Source organism: Sphingopyxis selenitireducens (assembly GCF_051550705.1).
GTDB lineage: Bacteria > Pseudomonadota > Alphaproteobacteria > Sphingomonadales > Sphingomonadaceae > Sphingopyxis.
Genome location: NZ_JBPULG010000006.1, coordinates 58,066 through 75,402 on the forward strand (window position 1 = coordinate 58,066; position 17,337 = coordinate 75,402).

The following is a 17,337-nucleotide window of genomic DNA, read 5'->3' on the forward strand; positions in this document are numbered from 1 at the left end:
GAAAGCGATCAGGCTGCGGGCTTTTGATTGGATCTGCCGCCATTGACAACAAGGAAGGCGGGTCCCGGGTCGAGCCCGGGGTGACGAGTGAAGAGCGGCAGCTCACCACCCCAAAACGATCCTCGCCCCTATTCCTCCAACGCCTCGAAATAGCGCGCGAGCGCTTCGAACGCCGCTTCGGAGAGGCCGATGAAGATGCGGCGGCCATCGAGCGGGTCGGCTTCGCGCACGAACAGCCCGGCGTCGGTCATCGTCTTGATCCAGCGTAGCGCGGTCGTCGCGGGCACCGCGGCGGCGATGCACAGGCTCGACACCGACACCGGCTGGCGATCCAGCCGTGCGGCATAAAGATCGAGCAGCATGTCCCACGCCGGATCGGCGAACAGATCGGCGGGGAAATATTGCTCGCGCATCCGCCGCTGGCGCAGCATCCGTCGCACCACCTTTGCGCGTTGCCGGTCGATGGTGCGCTCTTCGGGAACGAAGCTGCGCGGCGCCGCAGTATAGTCGCGCGCCGGCGTGCGGACCTGCGGCGGATAATTGGCATAATCCTCCGCGCGGAGCGCAAAACCCGACGGCGGCGTGCCGGAGAGTCCGCCGCGCTGTCCCGCAAGGTCGCCCAGCAGGCGGGCGATTCGCGCGACCTCTTCCTGCAAACGGTCGATCCGTTCCATCGCGGGATCGCGCGAATCCTCGTGGACCGTTTGCCGATAGGCTTGCTGCGCGGCGGCCAGTGCCACAAGCCGGTCAGTCTCGTCGGCATCGACGAGCCATTCGACACGGATGACATCGGGAATCGCCGCCGCCACCCGGTCGAGCGCGGCAAGCGATGTTTCACAAATCAGGTGGCAGTTTTTTTCGATCGTCGCGGCACAAAGATCGGCGAGCATCTCGGGTTCGATCGTCTCCGCCGCGGCCAGCCAGATGATATCGACCAATGCCATCTCGCGGATATGGCCCGCAGCGCGCAGCACCGGGATGGCCGCGACCAGGCATATGCCATCGACCCTATCGCAATCGGGCGCATCGGCTGGCGGCCCGACGAACAGCAGGCGTTCCAAGGCGGTCGGCGCATCCAGCGCGCGCGCGACGCCATCGAACGGCAACGCCTGCGTCCGCGTTCGCATGAATGCCGAATATTCCATTATGCCCCCTCCCGCTCGTTCTCGATCCGCCCCGGCGCCCTTATGTCGTCAATCCGGAGATATTCACCCTTTGTTCGTTCGCATTTGCTGCCGATCCGGACCCAAGGTTCCACGAAGCATGAGTCGGCGTAGATCGGCCGGATTGGAATTGGTCCATTTTGGACATGATTTGTTCTCATCGTCAACCTCTTATTGTTGCTTGCCAAATCTCGGCCCTCCAGTCAGTCCAGGGCCGATGATGCTGCGCCCTTCCCCGCTCACCCGCCTGCGCTGGCGACGGCGTGTCCGGTCGCTGATCGCGCTCGTCCTGTTGGCCGCGCTCGCATTCGTCGCCTGGGTCTGGTTGCCCGCACCGGTTACGACGGTGCCGCTGGTGCATATCATCGACGGCGACAGCCTGAAGGTGCGGCAGGAGAAGGGGGACACCACCATCCGCCTCACCGGCCTCGACGCCGTTGAATATCGCCAGGATTGCGGACGCCCCGACGGGACGCGCTGGGCCTGCGGACGCGAGGCGCGGACGGCGCTGGAAAAGCTCGCGGGGCGCGGACCGCTCCACTGCGAACTCGCCGCCAGGGACGCCTATCATCGCACGCTCGCCGAATGCCGGACGCAGCCCTTTCCCGATGGCGTCGATCTCGGCGCCGAAATGGTTCGTCAGGGCTGGGCCGCCGCGACCACCGACGCCTATATGGTCGAGGAAGCCGAAGCGCAGGCAAAGCGGCGCGGAATCTGGCAGGGCAGCTTCATCACTCCCGCCGAATGGCGAGCCACCCACGAACGCCCCGCAACCGCAATCGCAACGCCGCCCGACGCCTGAGATCGAGGCCCCATCATCAGGTCGCTATGCCTCGACGCCGTTTGCGGCTAGGGCGGGCCTTATGAACAGCCTGTTTCCCGTCATGATCGGCGGCGCTATTGGCGCCGGCGCCCGGCATCTTGTCGGGCAATGGGTCGTTGCGCGCGCCGGCTCCGGCTTTCCCTGGGGGACATTGTCGATCAACATCGCCGGCAGCCTTGCGATGGGGCTGTTGATCGGCGGGCTCGTGCGCGGCGACGGCAGCGAAACAATACGGCTGTTCGTCGGCGTCGGCATCCTCGGCGGCTTCACCACTTTTTCGGCTTTCAGCCTCGATTTCTGGGTCTTGTTCGAACGCGGTCAGGGGGGACAGGCTTTCGCCTATATGCTCGCCTCGGTCGTCGGCGCGATCACCGCCTGCGGGCTCGGGCTTCTTATCACGCGGCAGGTATCGGTATGAGTAAAACTCCCCAAAATCAGGACGAGGCGATCATCGCCGAGGAAGACGACGGCATCCGCCTCGACCGCTGGTTCAAGCGCCATCGCGTCGGAACCCCGCACGCGCTGCTCGCACGCTGGGCGCGGTCGGGCGAACTGCGGCTCGACGGCAAAAAGGCCGATGTATCGGACCGCATCGCGACGGGTCAGAAACTCGTCATGCCGACACCGCCCGTCGAAACCGCCGCGCGTCCCGCGCGCAAGGGGCGCCCGCTGACCGACGCCGATGTCGAGCTGGCGACCGGAATGATGATCCACCGCGACGCGGCGGCGATGATCCTCAACAAGCCGCCCGGGCTGGCGACGCAGGGCGGGACCAAGACCGACGCGCATGTCGACGGTCTGCTCGACGCGCTGAAATTCGACGGCCCGGTGCGGCCCAAGCTGGTGCACCGGCTCGACAAGGACACGTCGGGCGCGCTGCTGATCGCGCGCACCCCGCGCGCCGCCGCCTTTTTCGCCAAGGCCTTTTCGAACCGCAGCGCACGCAAAACCTATTGGGCGCTGATCGTCGGGGTTCCCGAAATCCAGCAGGGCGAGATCGACCTGCCGCTGGCGAAACAGCCGGGATCGGGCGGCGAAAAGATGCACGTCCATGACGACGGCCTGCCGTCGAAAACGCGCTACCGCGTCATCGAACGCGCCGGCAACAGCGCTGCGTGGGTCGAGCTGCAACCGCTCACCGGGCGCACCCATCAGCTGCGCGTCCATATGGCGGCGATCGGCCATCCGATCGTCGGCGACGGGAAATATGGCGGCAAGGGCGCCTTCCTGACCGGCGCGATCAGCCGCAAACTGCATCTGCACAGCCGCCGGCTGCGCATCGATCACCCCGACGGCGGCGCGATCGACGTCAGCGCCGAATTGCCCGAACATTTCAAGATGAGCCTCGATTCGATCGGCTTCGACATGTTGCTCGGCGATGTCGGGATCGAACCCACGAACAAGGCCGCACCGCCCAAATCAGCGCTGAAGGCGCAGGCAAAGGCGCACAGCAAACAGATTCGCAAGGCACGACGCGGCGAACGTCGCGGCCGAACCGCCGACAGCAAGCCGACCGATTTTGTCGGCAAGCCTGCGAAGGACAAAGCAAAGGCCAAACCAGGTAAGCCCGGCAAGCCGGCGCGGCCCGCGAAGTCCACGACGCCCACCGGTAAAAAGCCGAGCGCGAAGAAGCATCCGGCGCGGCCCGTCAAGCCGGCCTGATGCACCCCAATTCGGCCTTCCGTCCGGGGCAGAAGGATCTCGCGGCGCTGTTCGTCCGCGAGATCGGTTTTGCTGCCATCTTCGCGAACACGCCCGACGGCCCGCGCGTCGCGCACGCCCCGGTGGTGCTGAGCGACGATGCGGCGACGCTGCAATTCCACCTCGCGCGCGGCAATGCGCTGACCCGGCACCTCGATAGAGCGAGCGCGCTCGTCGTGGTGCAGGGCCCCGACGCCTATGTCAGCCCCGGCTGGTACAGCGCCGCCGATCAGGTTCCGACGTGGAATTATGTCGCGGTTGAGATGGAAGGCATGGCGCAAAAGCTGGGCGATGAGGCGCTGGTTGCGCAGCTCGATACGCTGTCGGCGAGTCATGAGGCGCGGATCGGCGCGACCCCGCCATGGACGCGCGATAAAATGAACCCCGCGCTGTTCAGCAAGATGACCGGCGCGATTACCGGTTTCGAAATCCGCATCACCGCATGGCGCCCGACGATCAAGCTGTCGCAGAACAAGCCCGCCGACGAGCGCGAGCGCGTCGCCGCGGGACTGGACGCCACCGGCCATGGCGCACTCGCACAGTTGATGCGGCATCTTGGCGGCGATAGGGAGGGCGCATGACCTCCCCCGAAGATGCCCTCGCCAGGAAACGCTTTTTCGCGATCACCATGATCCGCATCACGGGCGCGCTGCTCGTGATGATCGGCTTCGTACTGATCCGCGGCGGATGGGAGCTTGCGGGCCAGCCGACCGACCGCTGGATCGGAGTCCTGTTCGTACTGGTCGGCGCGTTCGACTTCGCCGTGATGCCCAAGCTGCTCGCGCGGCGCTGGCGCTCGCCCCGCGACCTGTGAGCGCAGAATGAAACGTTTCTGGAAAGAGGCTTTTGCCATATCCCAGGATGGCGGCTGGGGCGTCGCGCTCGATGGGCGCCCGGTGCGCACCCCGAAGCGCGCTTTGCTGGTCGTACCGACCGAGGCGCTGGGCCGCGCGATCGCCGCCGAATGGCAGGCGCAGGGCGAAGAGCTGTCTCCCGCAACCATGCCGCTGACCGGGCTCGCCAATGCCGCGATCGATCTCGCCGCGCCCGACCCCGCCGCCTTTGCCGAACCCGTCGCCGCCTATGCCGCGACCGACCTGTTCTGTTACCGCGACGACCGCGACGCGTCGTTGCAGGCCGAACAGGCCGCAACGTGGAACCCGCATCTCGCCTGGGCCGAGGCGCGCTACGGGATCGAATTCACCCTCACCCAAGGCATTTTGCCCGTCGATCAGCCGCCCGCGACCGTGGCGGCGCTGCGCAATGCCGTGTTCGCCCAGGACCCGTGGCGGATGACGGCACTCACCCCGCTGGTGACCATCGGCGGCTCGCTCGTCGCCGGGCTGGCGCATGTCGATGAAGCGATCGACGCCGAAGCCCTGTGGCAGGCGGTCAGCCTTGACGAACTCTATCAGGAACGCCGCTGGGGCGCCGACGCGCTGGCGCAAGCACAACGCGCCGCGCACAAGCGCGACTGGGACAATGCGGTGCGGTTTCTGGAATTGCTCTGAGGACGCGCGACCTCGGCAAAGCAATCTCTAGCACGCAGGCCGATCGTCCCTTGTGGAGTGGTGAGCGGACATTGGCCAAGGCGTCGCCCCCGCGGAGGCGGGGGCCGCGGGCAACCTTACGCTACGCCGATAGCGGCCCCCGCCTTCGCGGGGGCGACGGACCAAGTACGTCAACAACTGGTCGTTACCGACCGCTCCTCTTTTCCGCTCGTGTCGAGCGAAGTCGAGACACCCATCGAGATCGCGCTACATTGAGGGGCATCTCGACTTCGCTCGATGCGAACGGGTTAGGTAGGCGTTACGGCAGAAATTGGTCGCGAGCCGACAACCGCTAATCGTCGCCCCCCTCTTCAGTTCAATCCACAAAATTCGGTTTGCGTTTCTGCATGCCCGCCATCACCGCTTCCATCTGGTTCGGGGTGCGGATCACCTTCACCTGTTCGTCGCTTTCGGCCTGCAATATTTCGGCGTCGCTCGCATGGCCGAGCATGTTGCACAGTCGCTTGGCGCCGCGGATCGCATGGGGGTTCTTGTCGGCGATCACGGCCGCCAGTTCCATCGCCCGTGCCAGCGGATCGTCCGATACATGGGTCGCAAAGCCGAGGAGTTTCGCCTCCGACCCGTTGAATTCGCGGTTGGTGTAGATCAGCTCGCGCAGCACATCGTCGGCGACCTGCGTGCGCCACAGCGCCATGCCCGCGACGTCGGGCACCAGCCCCCAGCGCATTTCCATGATCGCGATCCGCGTGTCGGGGTGGACGATGCGGATATCGGCGGCGGCCATGATCTGGCTGCCCGCGCCAAAGGCAACGCCGTGCACCGCTGCGATCACGGGCACCGGCAGTTCGCGCCAGCCCCACGCCGCATATTGGGCGTTGTTCGCAATGCCCTTCGTCCTCTCCGACAGGCTGCCGCCCGCGCTGCTGCCGCCCGGAGTGCGATCGTCGCTCAGGCTCGACAGATCGAGCCCGGCGCAAAAGGCGCGCCCTTCGCCCGACAACACGACCACGCGCAGGTCGGCCATGGCTTTCAACGTATCGATCGCCTCGCTCAGCGCCGCCCACATCTGGGTGTCGAGCGCGTTCATCTTGTCGGCGCGGATCAAGCGGACGTCGGCAATGCCACCATCGAGCATGGTGATCGAAATACGGTCCTTCATTGGGAGAGTCCTTCTAGCTTCTGTGTGTCAGCGCCGCTTCGACGAGCGGCAGTTGATCGTTTCCAAAATACATGTCGGTGCCGTCGACGAATATCGTCGGCGAACCATAGCCGCCGCGCGCGACGACCTCGTCGGTGTTGGCGCGAAGCCGCGCCTTGACCGGATCGCTGCCAGCGGCGGCGCGGATCGCCGCACCGTCCAGCCCCTCGGCTTCGGCAACGGCTTCCAGCACGTCGGGGTCGTCGAGATTCTCCTGCCGGTCGAAATAGCTCGTGAACGCCGCGCGCGCGAAACGCACCAGTGCCGCCTGATCATCCTCAAGCGCCGCAGCAAAGCGCATCGCCTGAACGCTCTTCGCCGGATGCCATTGCGACGGGAAATTCATCGGCACCCCGGCCAGCCGCGCCCAGTCCTTCAGCACTTTCCAGCTGTGCGCCATGCGCCGGTTATCCGCCTGTTCGCGCGCCGCATAGACGGCCGGGTTCACCGCATTGAACACCCCGCCAACCAGAACAGGGCGATAGCGCGCGGTCGCACCCGCCCGCTCCAACACCCCCGGCAGGTTGTGGAAGGCGAGACAGGTCCAGGGTGACGACAGATCAAAGAAGAATTCGATACGTTCGTCCGTCACCCCGGACCCCCTTTCGCTGTTTCGGCTCAGCCGACCTTGAGTTCGATATCCTTGACGCCCGGGCAGACGACCCGAACCGAGTTATAGGCGGGCTGTGCGTTCGCGATATCGAGGCTGAGCGGAACCGGCTCCACCGCGGCGCCCCCCGCGGCCGGTGCATTGGCACGCAGCAGAACGACCTGATTCGGCGGATTCATCTTGTCCAGCGGTCCCGCCTGAAGCGCAACGGCATAACCGAGTTGCGGCGCATTGGCAGTGCCGCTGACCTTCAACGTGTTCGTCGCCTTGTCGATCGCCGCCGCCAGCTTGACGTCGCCCAGCCGGTCGCAGGCATTGGGCTTCGCGGGATCGATCGGAATCGCCGCTGGCGTGACGGGCGCGGCGGGCGCCGCCATCGTATCGACCGACACTTTGTCTTCGGCCGGCGGGGCGTCTTTTTTGCCGCAGCCCGCCAATCCCACGGCGAGCATGATCGCCGCCGTCATCATTGCCTTGTTCATGAACATCCCTCCAACGTCAGGGCGACGGGCTGTCGATCCGTCGCCGACTCGCGCGGTCAATTCGCCGGCTTCCAATATTGATCCCGCAGCAGGCGCTTGTATAGCTTGCCCGTGTCGTGGCGCGGCAGGGCTTCGAGGAAGTCGATCCGCCGCGGAATTTTCACTCCCGACAGCTTCTCGCGCGCATAGGCGATCAGTTCGTCGCGCAGCGCGTCGGTCGCATCGGCCATGTCGGCGGGCTGGACGACCGCGATCACTTCCTCGCCCATTTCTTCGTGCGGACCGCCGATCACAGCGACGTCGGCGACCTTGGGATGGGTGACGAGGTGATTTTCAATCTCCTGCGGATAGATATTCACCCCACCCGAAATGATCATGAAGCTCTTGCGGTCGGTGAGATAGAGGAAACCCTCTTCATCGACCCAGCCCACATCACCCAGCGTCGACCAGCCCTTGGCATTGCGGCTCGACGCGGTTTTTTCGGGGTCGCCATGATATTCGAAAAGCTGTTCGCTCTCAAAGAATACCGCGCCTTCCTGACGCGCCGGCAGCTCGGTTTCATTGTCGTCGCCGACAATGTGCAGCACGCCGCTGATCGCGCGTCCCACCGTACCCTTGTGCGCCAGCCAGTCGGGACTGGTGGCAAAGGTCATGCCATTGCCTTCGGACCCGGCATAATATTCGAGCAGCACCGGCCCCCACCAGTCGATCATCGCCTGTTTCACCGGCACCGGGCACGGCGCCGCGGCATGGATCGCGCCCTTCATCGTCGACACGTCATATTTGGCGCGGACGTCATCGGGCAGTTTGAGCATGCGGACGAAATGGGTCGGCACGAACTGGGCGCTGTTGCAGCCAAAGCGTTCGATCGTGGCGAGCGCGGCCTCGGGATCGAATTTCTTCATCAGAACAACCGTTCCGCCCAACCGATGGATGGTCATCGACCAGCGCAGCGGTGCGGCGTGATAGAGCGGTGCCGGCGACAGATAGACGCTATCGGCGTTGATACCGAACGCGGCCGAGGCCAGCATGACCAGGCTGTTCGGTGCATCGATCGCGGGATCTTCAGGCAGCGGCACGCGCACGCCCTTGGGCCGCCCGGTGGTCCCCGACGAATAGAGCATATCGACCCCGGCACGTTCGTCGGCGATCGGTGTCGCAGGCATTTCGGCCAGCGCGTCCTCGATCTTCGGCCAGCCGGGGATATCGCCGCCCATCGAGAAGCGTTCGATCTGCGTGGTCAGTTGCAGCGCGGCCGGGGCCAGGCTGGCGGAGACGATCAGGATTTTCGCCCCGGAATTTTCCAGAATATAATCGGTCTCGTCCTGCGTCAGCCGCGACGAAATGCAGACATAACGCAGCCCGGCGCGTTGTGCGCCCCAAGTCAGCGCATAATAATGCGGGGTGTTTTCGAGCATGAAGGCGACGACATCTTCATGCCCCAGCCCATGTTTGCGAAACAGCTGAGCGGCGCGATTCGATGCCCCCTCCAACTCGCCATAGCTGATCGCTTCGCCCGTTTCGGCGACGATGATCGCGGGCTTGTCAGGGGTACTGCGGGCGTAAACAGAAGGGTGCATCGGGCCATCATCTCCGGGGAAGTTGTTTTCGTTGTGCCGCAGATGAGTAGCGAGTTGAAACTGTTGGTCAAGACGGGTGCGCGCGCAAAACACAGCCCTGCCCCTTCTCCATCATCAGCATGAGGCAGACGAAATTGCACTCGATCCTGGCGCGGCCGCCATTGCGCCCCGGCGCGCCTGTGCTACGTTTTGGCCATGACCAGTATCGAAATGCTCGACAGCGACTTCGCCACCCTGCCCGACCTGATCCGCGCTTACGCCCGCGAACGCCCCGCCGACATCGCCGCGGCGGACGCCGAACGGCGGTTGAGCTGGTCCGAACTGGACATGCTTATGGACCGGATTGCAGCACGATTGCAGCAAGATGGCTTTCAAAAGGGCGATCGCACCGCCGTCGCCGGACTGAACAGCGTCGAGCAGATGGCGGTCATCCTCGCCACACTGCGCGCCGGCGGAGTCGCAGGCCTGATCACCAACAGCGCGACGGGCGAACAAATGGCGGCGATGATCGCCGACACCGGCGCGCGCCACCTGTTCCTCGACGCGGGCGCCGCCGCGAGCATTGCCGGGCAGAATGTCACCGAACCCGATCGCATCGCAATCGACGGCAGCGACGCCGGAACCCCGCTCGACGGGTGGATCGCACCCGAGGGCAGCACCCCGGCTCCCGTCACGATCGATCCGCTCGACGGCTTCAACATCATCTATTCATCGGGCACGACGGGTACGCCGAAGGGCATCGTCCACAGCCACGCGATGCGCTGGCAACATATTCTTCGCGGCGCCCCCGCCTATGGCCCCAAAGCCGTGACGATCCTCTCGACCCCGCTTTATTCGAACACGACGATGGCCAGTTTCCTGCCCACGCTCGGATCGGGTGGGCAGGTCGTGCTGATGAAGAAATTCGACGCGCGCGGCTTCCTCGAACTGGCGCAGCGCGAACGCGCGACCAATACGATGCTGGTCCCGGTCCAATATCGCCGCATCATGGCGCTGGAGGATTTCGGCGACTTCGACCTCACCAGCTTCGTCGTGAAATATTGCACCTCGGCGCCCTTTGCCGCGTCGCTCAAGGCCGATGTGCTCGCGCGCTGGCCGGGCGGGCTCGTCGAAATCTATGGCCTGACCGAGGGCGGCGCGACCTTCATCCTCGAGGCGCATCATTTTCCCGACCGGCTCCACACCGTCGGCAAGCCCGCGCCCGGCCATGTCGCCAAGGTGATCGACGAAGACGGCAAGGAATTGCCGCAGGGCGAGGTCGGCGAAATCGTCGGCCGCTCACCCGCCATGATGACGGGTTATAACAACCGCCCCGACGCGACCAAGGCGATGCACTGGTACGATGGCGACGGGAATCTCTTCTATCGCCACGGCGACATCGGCCGCATCGACGCGGACGGCTTTCTGACCCTGATGGACCGCGCCAAGGACATGATCATTTCCGGCGGCTTCAACATCTACCCCAGCGATCTGGAGGGCATATTGCTGGCCGACGCGCGCGTGGTCGAAGCGGCGGTCGTCGGCATGCCGAGCGATGAATGGGGCGAAACCCCCGTCGCGTTCGTCGTGCTGAAGGATGGCGCCGATGCCGAGGCCGTGCGTGCGGACTGCAATGCCAAGGTCGGCAAGACGCAGCGGCTGAGCGCGATTACCGTGGTTGGCGAATTGCCGCGCAGCCCGATCGGCAAGGTGCTGAAGCGCGAATTGCGCGACGCCTATTCGGTGAAGTCGGCCGCCTGAATCGCCGCAAGCGCGCTCGCAAGGCGCGCGTCGCCTTCGCCCTCGACCCACGCCCAGCGCAGTTTGCGGCGCTCGAGCTCGCCGATTGCGACGTCCATGAACTGGCGCCGCGCAAGATCGCTGCCGAACAGCCGCGTCCCGTCCTCTTCCCATGGCAAGTCCATCGCCGGGACCAGATACAGGTCGGCGACGTCGCCCCACGCCTCGATCTCCGGCAGGCGCTGGCCGAGCAGCATCACCGCCCACGCCTGCGTCATCAGCGGGTCGGTGTCCGAAATCAGCCACGCCGGCCTGCGCGCCAAGGCCATCTGCGTCGCCGCGACATGGCCGCGGAAGATCGCGCGCAGGTCGTCGGCTTCGAGGTCGGTGCCATGCGCCTCGCAATAGGCGCGGCCATATTCCGGGACGACCAGTCCGCCCAATCGCGCGGCGATCCGCGGCGTCAGCGCCGACTTGCCCGTGCTTTCGGCACCGTGAAGACAGATATGGCGCGTCATGCCGCCAGCCCTTCCCGCAGCGCCTCGACGCGCGACGCCGCGCGCCGCCACTCGATCAGCCCGGCGATCGAAATGCCGAGCAGCAGCACATAAACCGCGCTCGTCGCATAAAGCCCGCGCCAGGCGAACAGCGGAACGGCGATCAGGTCGACGAGGATCCACAGCCACCAGCTTTCGACCCGCCGGCGCGCAAGCAGCCATTGCGCGGCGATGCTTGCCATCGCGATCGCGCCATCGGCCCATGGCGCCGCCGCGTCGGTGAAGCGATGCATGCCAAAGCTCCACGCCAGCCACGCCGCGATGGTCGCGCACGCCCATAGCGAGCGATCGCGGGCCGTCATCCATCCGACGGGGACGCCGCTGTCGGCGCGCGCGCGCTGCCAGTTGGTCCAGCCATAAAGATTGAGCGCGAAAAAAAAGCCCTGAAGCAGCATGTCGCTGTAGAGCCGCGCCTCGTAAAATACGATCGCGTAGAGGCTGACCGCGACAAGCGCGAAGGGATAATTCCAGACGCTGCGCCGCGCGACGAGCGCAACATTGACCAGCACCAGCGCGGCGGCGGCCCACTCGAGTTCGCTCATGTATCGGCCCCGTCGCCCGGTTCGACGTACCTTGGCCGCACCCACAATCCCTCGCGGCTGATCCGCCGCTGCGGCGGGCGGCGCAGCACCGACCAGCCGGCGCGCGCGACCCAGCCGAGCTTGCTCATCCGCGACGTGCCGGCACGGTGATCCCACGCATGGTCGCCCCGCGCACGCACCTCGCGCGCGATATCGCCATAGATGCCCGTCGCCGCGAGCACCGCCCAGCGGCTGCGCGGCGGAAGCTTGCGCGCGCCCCAGCGCGCCGACGCTTCATATTCCTCAGCCATTTCGGACAGCCATTTTGCCATCACCGACAAGCGCGAACGAAATGCCGGATGCATGTGCTGCCCCGGCGGGATATCGAGTTCGACCATCCATTCGACCGGCAGATAACAGCGGTCGGCGGCGGCATCCTCGGCCACATCGCGTGCGATATTGGCAAGCTGGAAGGCGATACCAAGGTCCGACGCGCGGTCGAGCGTCGTCTCGTCGGCCGGGTCCACCCCCATCACCAGCGCCATCGCGACCCCGACCGCTCCCGCGACATGATAGGAATAACGCAGCAGGTCGGCCTCGCTGCGCGGGCGCCAGTCGTCGGCATCGAGCGCGAAGCCCGCGATAATATCGTCGATCACCGCGCGCGGAATGGCGACGTCGGTCAGCAACATACCAAGCGCGTCGAACGCCGCCTCGCCCGTCGGTCGCCCTGCGAAGGCCGCATCGGTCAATGACCGGATGCGCTCCAGCGCGACGCTTGCATCATGCCCCTCGCGCATCGTCCCGCCATGGTCCTGTCCATCGGTCAGGTCGTCGGCGGCACGGCACCAGGCATAGAGGAGCCATACGCGTTCGCGCGTGATGCGATCGAACAACTGGCTCGCCAGTGCGAAACTTTTGGATCCGCGCGCGATGCTGTCGTGCGCGAAACCATGGAGGGCATGCGCATCATAGACACCCTCCCCCGTCATTACAGATCGTCGGCCTTCATCGCGAAAATGGGGGCGTGCGGTTCATAGGCCGCCATCTTGTCGAGCAACTCGTCGATCCCGGCATCGACGACCATGATGCCGGCGTGTGCGGGGCGAATGAAACCGACGTCGATCATCTTGCGGTTGAAGGCGATGAGATCATTGTAGAAACCGGCGGCGTTGAGCAATCCGACGGGCTTCGCATGATAGCCAAGCTGTGCCCAGCTGATCGCTTCCCACAACTCATCCATCGTCCCGACCCCTCCGGGGATGGTCAGGAAGCCGTCCGACAGGTCGGTGAACATGCGCTTGCGCTCGTGCATTCCCGACACGACATGAAGTTCGGTGCAGCCGCGATGCGCGACCTCGGTCCCGACGAGCGCGTCGGGTATCACCCCGATGACTTCGCCGCCGACTTCCAATGCGCTGTCGGCGACCGCGCCCATCAGTCCCAACCGGCCGCCGCCATAGACGACGCCGATCCCGCGTTCGGCCAGCGTGCGGCCAACGTGGCGCGCGGTTTCCATATAGATCGGATCGGCAGGGGTCGCGGACCCGCAATAGACGGCAAGACGTTTCATAAAGCCTCCCTTACCCGTTCGTGTCGCGCGAAGTCGAGACATGCTGCGCCAATTCGCCACCCAATGGCTTTCGCGGCTTCACCCGAAACGGCCCGAATCAATCAGTCGGCCGCTTCCAGCATCAACGCCGCCGTGGCCTTCGCGCTGCCGACAACGCCCGGAATACCCGCCCCCGGATGCGTCCCCGCGCCGACGAAATAGAGATTGTCGATCACATCGTCGCGATTATGCGCGCGAAACCACGCGCTCTGCCACAATAGCGGTTCAAGGCTGAACGCGCTGCCCAGATGCGCCGACAGGTCGCGGCCAAAATCGGCGGGGGTATAGTGGAAACGGGCGACCAGCTTCCCGCGAAGCCCAGGCAAAACGCGCCGCTCGACCTCTTCCAGTATCGCATCGGCGAATTGCGCGCCGAATGCGCCATCCCAATCGGCCTGCGCCTTGCCCAGATGCGCGACCGGTGCGAGCGCATAGAAGCCCGCATGGCCCGGCGGCGCCATCGCGGGGTCGGTCGCACTCGGATGGTGGAGATAGAGCGAGAAATCATCGGGCACGACGCCGTTCCGGTAGATATCGTCGAGCAGGCCCTTGTAGCGCGGACCGAATAATATGCTGTGGTGCGCGATGTCGGGATAATCGCCCTTCACCCCGAAATGGACGACGAACAGCGACGGCGACCAGCGCTTGCGCGCCAGGCTTTTTGCGACCTTCCTGCCGCGCGGATGCTCGGCGAGCAGCGCCTTGTAACTGTGCATCAGGTCGCCGTTGCACGCGACCATGTCGGCATCGCCCTGCCACCCGTTCGCCGTCGTGACCCCGGTCGCCCGATCCCCCGCCGTTTCGATTTTCGTCACCGAATCGCCGAGGCGCAGCGTCCCGCCAAGCCGTTCGAACAGCGCCGTCATGCCCGTAACCAGCGCATTGGTGCCACCGCGCGCGAACCAGACGCCGCCGTCCTTCTCGATCGTGTGGATCAGCGCATAAATTGCGCTCGTCGTCATCGGATTGCCGCCAACGAGCAGGCTGTGGAAGGACAGCGCCTGCCGCAGCCGTTCATCGGCTACATAGGAGGACACGACCGAATAGACGCTGCGCCACGCCTGATATTTCATCAGCGCCGGTGCAGCCCGGATCATCGACGTAAAATCCAGAAAGGCGACGGCCCCCAGCTTCACATAGCCCTGTTCATATACGCCCTTGGAATATTCGAGGAAGCGGTCGTACCCCGCGACGTCGGCGGGATGAAGTTTCGCAATCTCCGCGCGCAGCGCCGCTTCGTCGTTCGAATAATCGAAATTCGTCCCGTCGGGCCAGTTGAGCCGGTAAAAGGGCATGACCGGGACCAGATCGACATCGGCGGCCATGTCCTGCCCGCTGAGCGCCCACAGCTCCTCCAGGCACGGCGGATCGGTGATCACCGTCGGCCCGGCGTCGAAGGTGAAACCGTCCCGCTTCCAATGATAGGCCCGTCCGCCGGGCTGGTCGCGCGCCTCGACGATCGTCGTCGCGACGCCCGCCGACTGCAACCGGATCGCCAGCGCGAGGCCGCCGAAGCCGGCGCCGATAACAATCGCGCTGCGACTCATTTCCAGTCGAATTTCGAAAGCGCCGCAATCGCACGGCCGACCCGCACCGGCGGCCTGCCCGTCAGGATGCGCAATGTGTCGCCGCGTGTCGATCGTCCGGCATAGAAGCGCGCGATCAGCCCGGAAGACAGGCGATAGAAGCGCGCAAAAATGCGATACCGCTCTGCGGGTTCGGCGGCGCGGAACAGCATGGCGCCCAGCATACGATAGAAACGCTGACGCCGCCACCCGGCCGCCGCGCGATCGCGCAACGCCGCAGCCAGATCGGCGCGCCCAGCGAGGGCAGGCAATGCCGAAGCCGTCCGCACCGCGTCGGGCAGCGAATAGCCGGTCGTCGCATGAAAGGCCCCGGCGCGTGTTCCGATCCGCGCGGTGCGGTCAGAGGGGGGCCACAGGCGGTCGAAATCGCCCGCCATCACCACCGGCAGCACCCCCGTCTCCTCGCGCGTCACCGCCGCGACGTTCCAATTGCGCGCGGCCGCATAGGCCGCGATCCGCTCGCGAACCGCCGCGACGTCCAGATCGGCGTCGTCGCTGTAATATGTATCCTCGACGAACAATGTCTCGGCATCGAGCGGGAGCAGATAGACGAAGCGATAACCGTCCAGCTGTTCGACAGTCGCATCCATGACGGTCGGATGCGCAACACCGTGCCCGCCGCTGACCGTCAACGCCTGCCCGACAAATTTCTGCCAGCCGCAATCGAGCGTCGGAAATTTGGCCGCCCCGCGCGCATCGATGACGTGCCTTGCCGACAGCCGCCCGCCGCGCGCGAGCAACACATGATCGGGCGCGACATGTTTCGCGCGGTCGGCGATGATATGTTCGGCCGGCAGCGCCGCAGCAACCGCAGCCGAGAGCGCTTCGCCGGTGATGCTTTTGTAACCCATCTTCAGCGTGCGGCGATGCCCGGGGAAGGCGACATCATATTCGCCCCAATGATGCCGGACGAGCGGCGCGACCAGCCAGCGGTCGCCGCGGGCGATGTCGCTGTCGAAGAAGGACCAGATATGATTTCCGCCGATCGGGCCGGGTTCGACCAGCCGCACATCGAGGTCGGGTCGCTTCGCCGCAAAGGCCAGCGCAGCAAGCCCGCCGGCCAGTCCGCCACCGACAATCGCTATATCGCAGGGTAAAAGGTCGGGCACGGCCATGCACCAGCCCTAGCCGCGCGAACGCGCAACCGCTATCGCTTCGTGCATGGCCGCTTTGCTTTTCTCGACGCTCGCGATGACCGCCATTGTCGGCGTGCGTTATCTGATCAGCAGCGGCGCCTTTGCGTTTGCTACAAAAATGAAGCACCCCGGCCTTTATCGCGGACTCGAACCGCAGATGCGGCGCGAGATCGGATGGAGCCTCGCGAGCGCCGCCATCTATGGCGTCCCCGCAGGCATCGTCGCCTGGGGATGGCAAAAACATGGCTGGACGCGCATCTATACCGACCTCGATGCCTTTCCGATCTGGTATCTGCCGGTCAGCCTCTTCGCTTATCTGCTCATCCACGACACGTGGTTTTACTGGACGCATCGCTGGATGCACCGTCCCGCGCTGTTTCGCATCGCGCACGCGGTCCATCACGACAGCCGCCCGCCGACCGCATGGGCGGCGATGAGTTTCCATCCCGTCGAGGCGGTGACCGGCGCCGTCGTCATCCCCGCACTTGTCTTCCTGATCCCGATCCATGTCGCGATGCTCGGCCTTATCCTCACGATCATGACCATCATGGGGGTTGGCAATCATATGGGGTGGGAAATGTTTCCGCGTGCGCTGGTCCATGGACCAGCGGGCCGCTGGCTGATAACCGCAACGCACCATCAGCAGCATCACGCCGCTTACCGAGGGAATTATGGGCTCTATTTCCGTTTCTGGGACAAAGCGTGCGGCACCGATCTGGGCCTTGGCCGCTTTGCCGCTGCTGACCGCGAACACCCCGCCGCCGAAGGTTGAAGTCAGCGTCACCGGGCTGCGCAACATGAAGGGCCAGCTGCTGGTGTGCCTGACCACCAACCCCAGGGCCTTTCCCGATTGCAGCAAGGACAAGACGTCGGTGCGGATGGCGGTAAAGGCCGAAAATGCGGGAAATTTCAGGATCGCCGCGCCCGCAACCGGGACTTATGCGATCGCCGTCGTTCATGATGAAAACAGCAACAACAAGATGGACGTCGCGATCTTCCTACCCAAGGAGGGCTTCGGCTTTTCGCGCAATCCGACGATCACCGTCGGTCCGCCCAGCTTCAAATCGGCGAGCTTTGCGGTGGCAGGCGATACGCATCAGACGATCCGTATGAAATATATGCTCTAGTGAGCGGAAGA

Annotated in this window: 20 protein-coding genes; 9 read left to right on the plus strand and 11 right to left on the minus strand. The window is 65.1% G+C overall.

The window, feature by feature from the left end:
* Nucleotides 1-128: 128 nt before the first annotated feature.
* Nucleotides 129-1,127 carry a MarR family transcriptional regulator gene (locus tag ACSYDV_RS18960; protein WP_438325458.1) on the minus strand — a complete coding sequence of 333 codons (999 nt, stop codon included), beginning with the start codon at nt 1,125-1,127 and terminating at the stop codon, nt 129-131.
* A 256-nt stretch (nt 1,128-1,383) separates the two neighbouring features.
* Here ACSYDV_RS18960 and ACSYDV_RS18965 point away from each other — a divergent pair, with 256 nt between their 5' ends.
* From ACSYDV_RS18965 to ACSYDV_RS18990, 6 genes are all read left to right on the plus strand, one after another.
* Complete coding sequence (locus ACSYDV_RS18965; protein ID WP_438325460.1) at nt 1,384-1,965, plus strand: thermonuclease family protein; 582 nt, start codon at nt 1,384-1,386, stop codon at nt 1,963-1,965.
* Nucleotides 1,966-2,026: 61 nt separating this feature from the next.
* The gene (crcB, locus tag ACSYDV_RS18970) at nt 2,027-2,404 is read left to right on the plus strand and encodes a fluoride efflux transporter CrcB (protein WP_438325462.1); all 378 of its coding nucleotides are present in this window, start codon (nt 2,027-2,029) and stop codon (nt 2,402-2,404) included.
* A complete protein-coding gene (locus tag ACSYDV_RS18975; RefSeq protein ID WP_438325464.1) occupies nt 2,401-3,648 on the plus strand; it encodes an RluA family pseudouridine synthase in 1,248 nt (415 codons plus the stop codon). The genes crcB and ACSYDV_RS18975 overlap by 4 nt, the downstream gene beginning before the upstream one ends.
* Nucleotides 3,648-4,268, plus strand: a complete 621-nt coding sequence (locus tag ACSYDV_RS18980; protein WP_438325465.1) for an FMN-binding negative transcriptional regulator — start codon at nt 3,648-3,650, stop codon at nt 4,266-4,268. Before ACSYDV_RS18975 ends, ACSYDV_RS18980 begins: the two co-directional genes overlap by 1 nt.
* A complete protein-coding gene (locus ACSYDV_RS18985) occupies nt 4,265-4,501 on the plus strand; it encodes a hypothetical protein (protein ID WP_438325467.1) in 237 nt (78 codons plus the stop codon). The genes ACSYDV_RS18980 and ACSYDV_RS18985 overlap by 4 nt, the downstream gene beginning before the upstream one ends.
* 7 nt (nt 4,502-4,508) lie before the next feature.
* Entirely contained in the window at nt 4,509-5,198 is a 690-nt protein-coding gene (locus ACSYDV_RS18990; RefSeq protein ID WP_438325469.1) for an ATP12 family chaperone protein, read from the plus strand.
* A 355-nt stretch (nt 5,199-5,553) separates the two neighbouring features.
* Here the strand turns inward: ACSYDV_RS18990 and ACSYDV_RS18995 are convergent, their stop codons facing one another.
* From ACSYDV_RS18995 to ACSYDV_RS19010, 4 genes are read right to left on the minus strand one after another with little or no spacing between them, the layout of a single operon-like run.
* The gene (locus tag ACSYDV_RS18995; protein ID WP_438325471.1) at nt 5,554-6,357 is read right to left on the minus strand and encodes a crotonase/enoyl-CoA hydratase family protein; all 804 of its coding nucleotides are present in this window, start codon (nt 6,355-6,357) and stop codon (nt 5,554-5,556) included.
* A 13-nt stretch (nt 6,358-6,370) separates the two neighbouring features.
* Nucleotides 6,371-6,988, minus strand: coding sequence for a 2-hydroxychromene-2-carboxylate isomerase (locus ACSYDV_RS19000; protein ID WP_438325473.1), 618 nt, complete (start codon nt 6,986-6,988; stop codon nt 6,371-6,373).
* Between the two features lie 26 nt (nt 6,989-7,014).
* The gene (locus ACSYDV_RS19005; RefSeq protein ID WP_438325474.1) at nt 7,015-7,488 is read right to left on the minus strand and encodes a hypothetical protein; all 474 of its coding nucleotides are present in this window, start codon (nt 7,486-7,488) and stop codon (nt 7,015-7,017) included.
* A 56-nt stretch (nt 7,489-7,544) separates the two neighbouring features.
* Complete coding sequence (locus ACSYDV_RS19010) at nt 7,545-9,068, minus strand: acyl-CoA synthetase (RefSeq protein WP_438325475.1); 1,524 nt, start codon at nt 9,066-9,068, stop codon at nt 7,545-7,547.
* A 195-nt stretch (nt 9,069-9,263) separates the two neighbouring features.
* Here ACSYDV_RS19010 and ACSYDV_RS19015 point away from each other — a divergent pair, with 195 nt between their 5' ends.
* Nucleotides 9,264-10,808 carry a class I adenylate-forming enzyme family protein gene (locus ACSYDV_RS19015; protein ID WP_438325476.1) on the plus strand — a complete coding sequence of 515 codons (1,545 nt, stop codon included), beginning with the start codon at nt 9,264-9,266 and terminating at the stop codon, nt 10,806-10,808.
* On the opposite strand, the gene ACSYDV_RS19020 is transcribed toward ACSYDV_RS19015, so the two are convergent.
* The 6 genes from ACSYDV_RS19020 to crtY form a co-directional block, all read right to left on the minus strand.
* Nucleotides 10,784-11,305 (minus strand): AAA family ATPase, encoded by a 522-nt coding sequence (locus tag ACSYDV_RS19020; protein ID WP_438325478.1) that lies wholly within the window; start codon nt 11,303-11,305, stop codon nt 10,784-10,786. The genes ACSYDV_RS19015 and ACSYDV_RS19020 overlap by 25 nt on opposite strands.
* A complete protein-coding gene (gene pnuC, locus ACSYDV_RS19025) occupies nt 11,302-11,886 on the minus strand; it encodes a nicotinamide riboside transporter PnuC (protein WP_438325479.1) in 585 nt (194 codons plus the stop codon). Before pnuC ends, ACSYDV_RS19020 begins: the two co-directional genes overlap by 4 nt.
* Nucleotides 11,883-12,857 carry a phytoene/squalene synthase family protein gene (locus tag ACSYDV_RS19030; protein ID WP_438325481.1) on the minus strand — a complete coding sequence of 325 codons (975 nt, stop codon included), beginning with the start codon at nt 12,855-12,857 and terminating at the stop codon, nt 11,883-11,885. The genes pnuC and ACSYDV_RS19030 overlap by 4 nt, the downstream gene beginning before the upstream one ends.
* Nucleotides 12,857-13,438, minus strand: coding sequence for an LOG family protein (locus tag ACSYDV_RS19035; RefSeq protein WP_438325483.1), 582 nt, complete (start codon nt 13,436-13,438; stop codon nt 12,857-12,859). Before ACSYDV_RS19035 ends, ACSYDV_RS19030 begins: the two co-directional genes overlap by 1 nt.
* A 101-nt stretch (nt 13,439-13,539) precedes the next feature.
* The gene (locus ACSYDV_RS19040) at nt 13,540-15,024 is read right to left on the minus strand and encodes a phytoene desaturase (protein ID WP_438325485.1); all 1,485 of its coding nucleotides are present in this window, start codon (nt 15,022-15,024) and stop codon (nt 13,540-13,542) included.
* A complete protein-coding gene (gene crtY, locus ACSYDV_RS19045) occupies nt 15,021-16,172 on the minus strand; it encodes a lycopene beta-cyclase CrtY (protein WP_438325993.1) in 1,152 nt (383 codons plus the stop codon). Before crtY ends, ACSYDV_RS19040 begins: the two co-directional genes overlap by 4 nt.
* 52 nt (nt 16,173-16,224) lie before the next feature.
* Here crtY and ACSYDV_RS19050 point away from each other — a divergent pair, with 52 nt between their 5' ends.
* Nucleotides 16,225-16,971: a sterol desaturase family protein gene (locus ACSYDV_RS19050; protein WP_438325487.1), complete on the plus strand. Its 747-nt coding sequence runs from the start codon at nt 16,225-16,227 to the stop codon at nt 16,969-16,971.
* Nucleotides 16,922-17,326: a DUF2141 domain-containing protein gene (locus tag ACSYDV_RS19055; protein WP_438325488.1), complete on the plus strand. Its 405-nt coding sequence runs from the start codon at nt 16,922-16,924 to the stop codon at nt 17,324-17,326. The genes ACSYDV_RS19050 and ACSYDV_RS19055 overlap by 50 nt, the downstream gene beginning before the upstream one ends.
* Nucleotides 17,327-17,337: the final 11 nt, after the last annotated feature.

Coding starts and splice junctions, on each gene's coding strand:
- ACSYDV_RS18960 (WP_438325458.1), bottom strand. CDS start 1,127: ATGCGAACGCGGACGCAGGCGTTGCCGTTCGATGGCGTCGCGCGCGCG.
- ACSYDV_RS18965 (WP_438325460.1), top strand. CDS start 1,384: ATGCTGCGCCCTTCCCCGCTCACCCGCCTGCGCTGGCGACGGCGTGTC.
- crcB (WP_438325462.1), top strand. CDS start 2,027: ATGAACAGCCTGTTTCCCGTCATGATCGGCGGCGCTATTGGCGCCGGC.
- ACSYDV_RS18975 (WP_438325464.1), top strand. CDS start 2,401: ATGAGTAAAACTCCCCAAAATCAGGACGAGGCGATCATCGCCGAGGAA.
- ACSYDV_RS18980 (WP_438325465.1), top strand. CDS start 3,648: ATGCACCCCAATTCGGCCTTCCGTCCGGGGCAGAAGGATCTCGCGGCG.
- ACSYDV_RS18985 (WP_438325467.1), top strand. CDS start 4,265: ATGACCTCCCCCGAAGATGCCCTCGCCAGGAAACGCTTTTTCGCGATC.
- ACSYDV_RS18990 (WP_438325469.1), top strand. CDS start 4,509: ATGAAACGTTTCTGGAAAGAGGCTTTTGCCATATCCCAGGATGGCGGC.
- ACSYDV_RS18995 (WP_438325471.1), bottom strand. CDS start 6,357: ATGAAGGACCGTATTTCGATCACCATGCTCGATGGTGGCATTGCCGAC.
- ACSYDV_RS19005 (WP_438325474.1), bottom strand. CDS start 7,488: ATGAACAAGGCAATGATGACGGCGGCGATCATGCTCGCCGTGGGATTG.
- ACSYDV_RS19010 (WP_438325475.1), bottom strand. CDS start 9,068: ATGCACCCTTCTGTTTACGCCCGCAGTACCCCTGACAAGCCCGCGATC.
- ACSYDV_RS19015 (WP_438325476.1), top strand. CDS start 9,264: ATGACCAGTATCGAAATGCTCGACAGCGACTTCGCCACCCTGCCCGAC.
- ACSYDV_RS19020 (WP_438325478.1), bottom strand. CDS start 11,305: ATGACGCGCCATATCTGTCTTCACGGTGCCGAAAGCACGGGCAAGTCG.
- pnuC (WP_438325479.1), bottom strand. CDS start 11,886: ATGAGCGAACTCGAGTGGGCCGCCGCCGCGCTGGTGCTGGTCAATGTT.
- ACSYDV_RS19030 (WP_438325481.1), bottom strand. CDS start 12,857: ATGACGGGGGAGGGTGTCTATGATGCGCATGCCCTCCATGGTTTCGCG.
- ACSYDV_RS19035 (WP_438325483.1), bottom strand. CDS start 13,438: ATGAAACGTCTTGCCGTCTATTGCGGGTCCGCGACCCCTGCCGATCCG.
- ACSYDV_RS19040 (WP_438325485.1), bottom strand. CDS start 15,024: ATGAGTCGCAGCGCGATTGTTATCGGCGCCGGCTTCGGCGGCCTCGCG.
- ACSYDV_RS19050 (WP_438325487.1), top strand. CDS start 16,225: ATGGCCGCTTTGCTTTTCTCGACGCTCGCGATGACCGCCATTGTCGGC.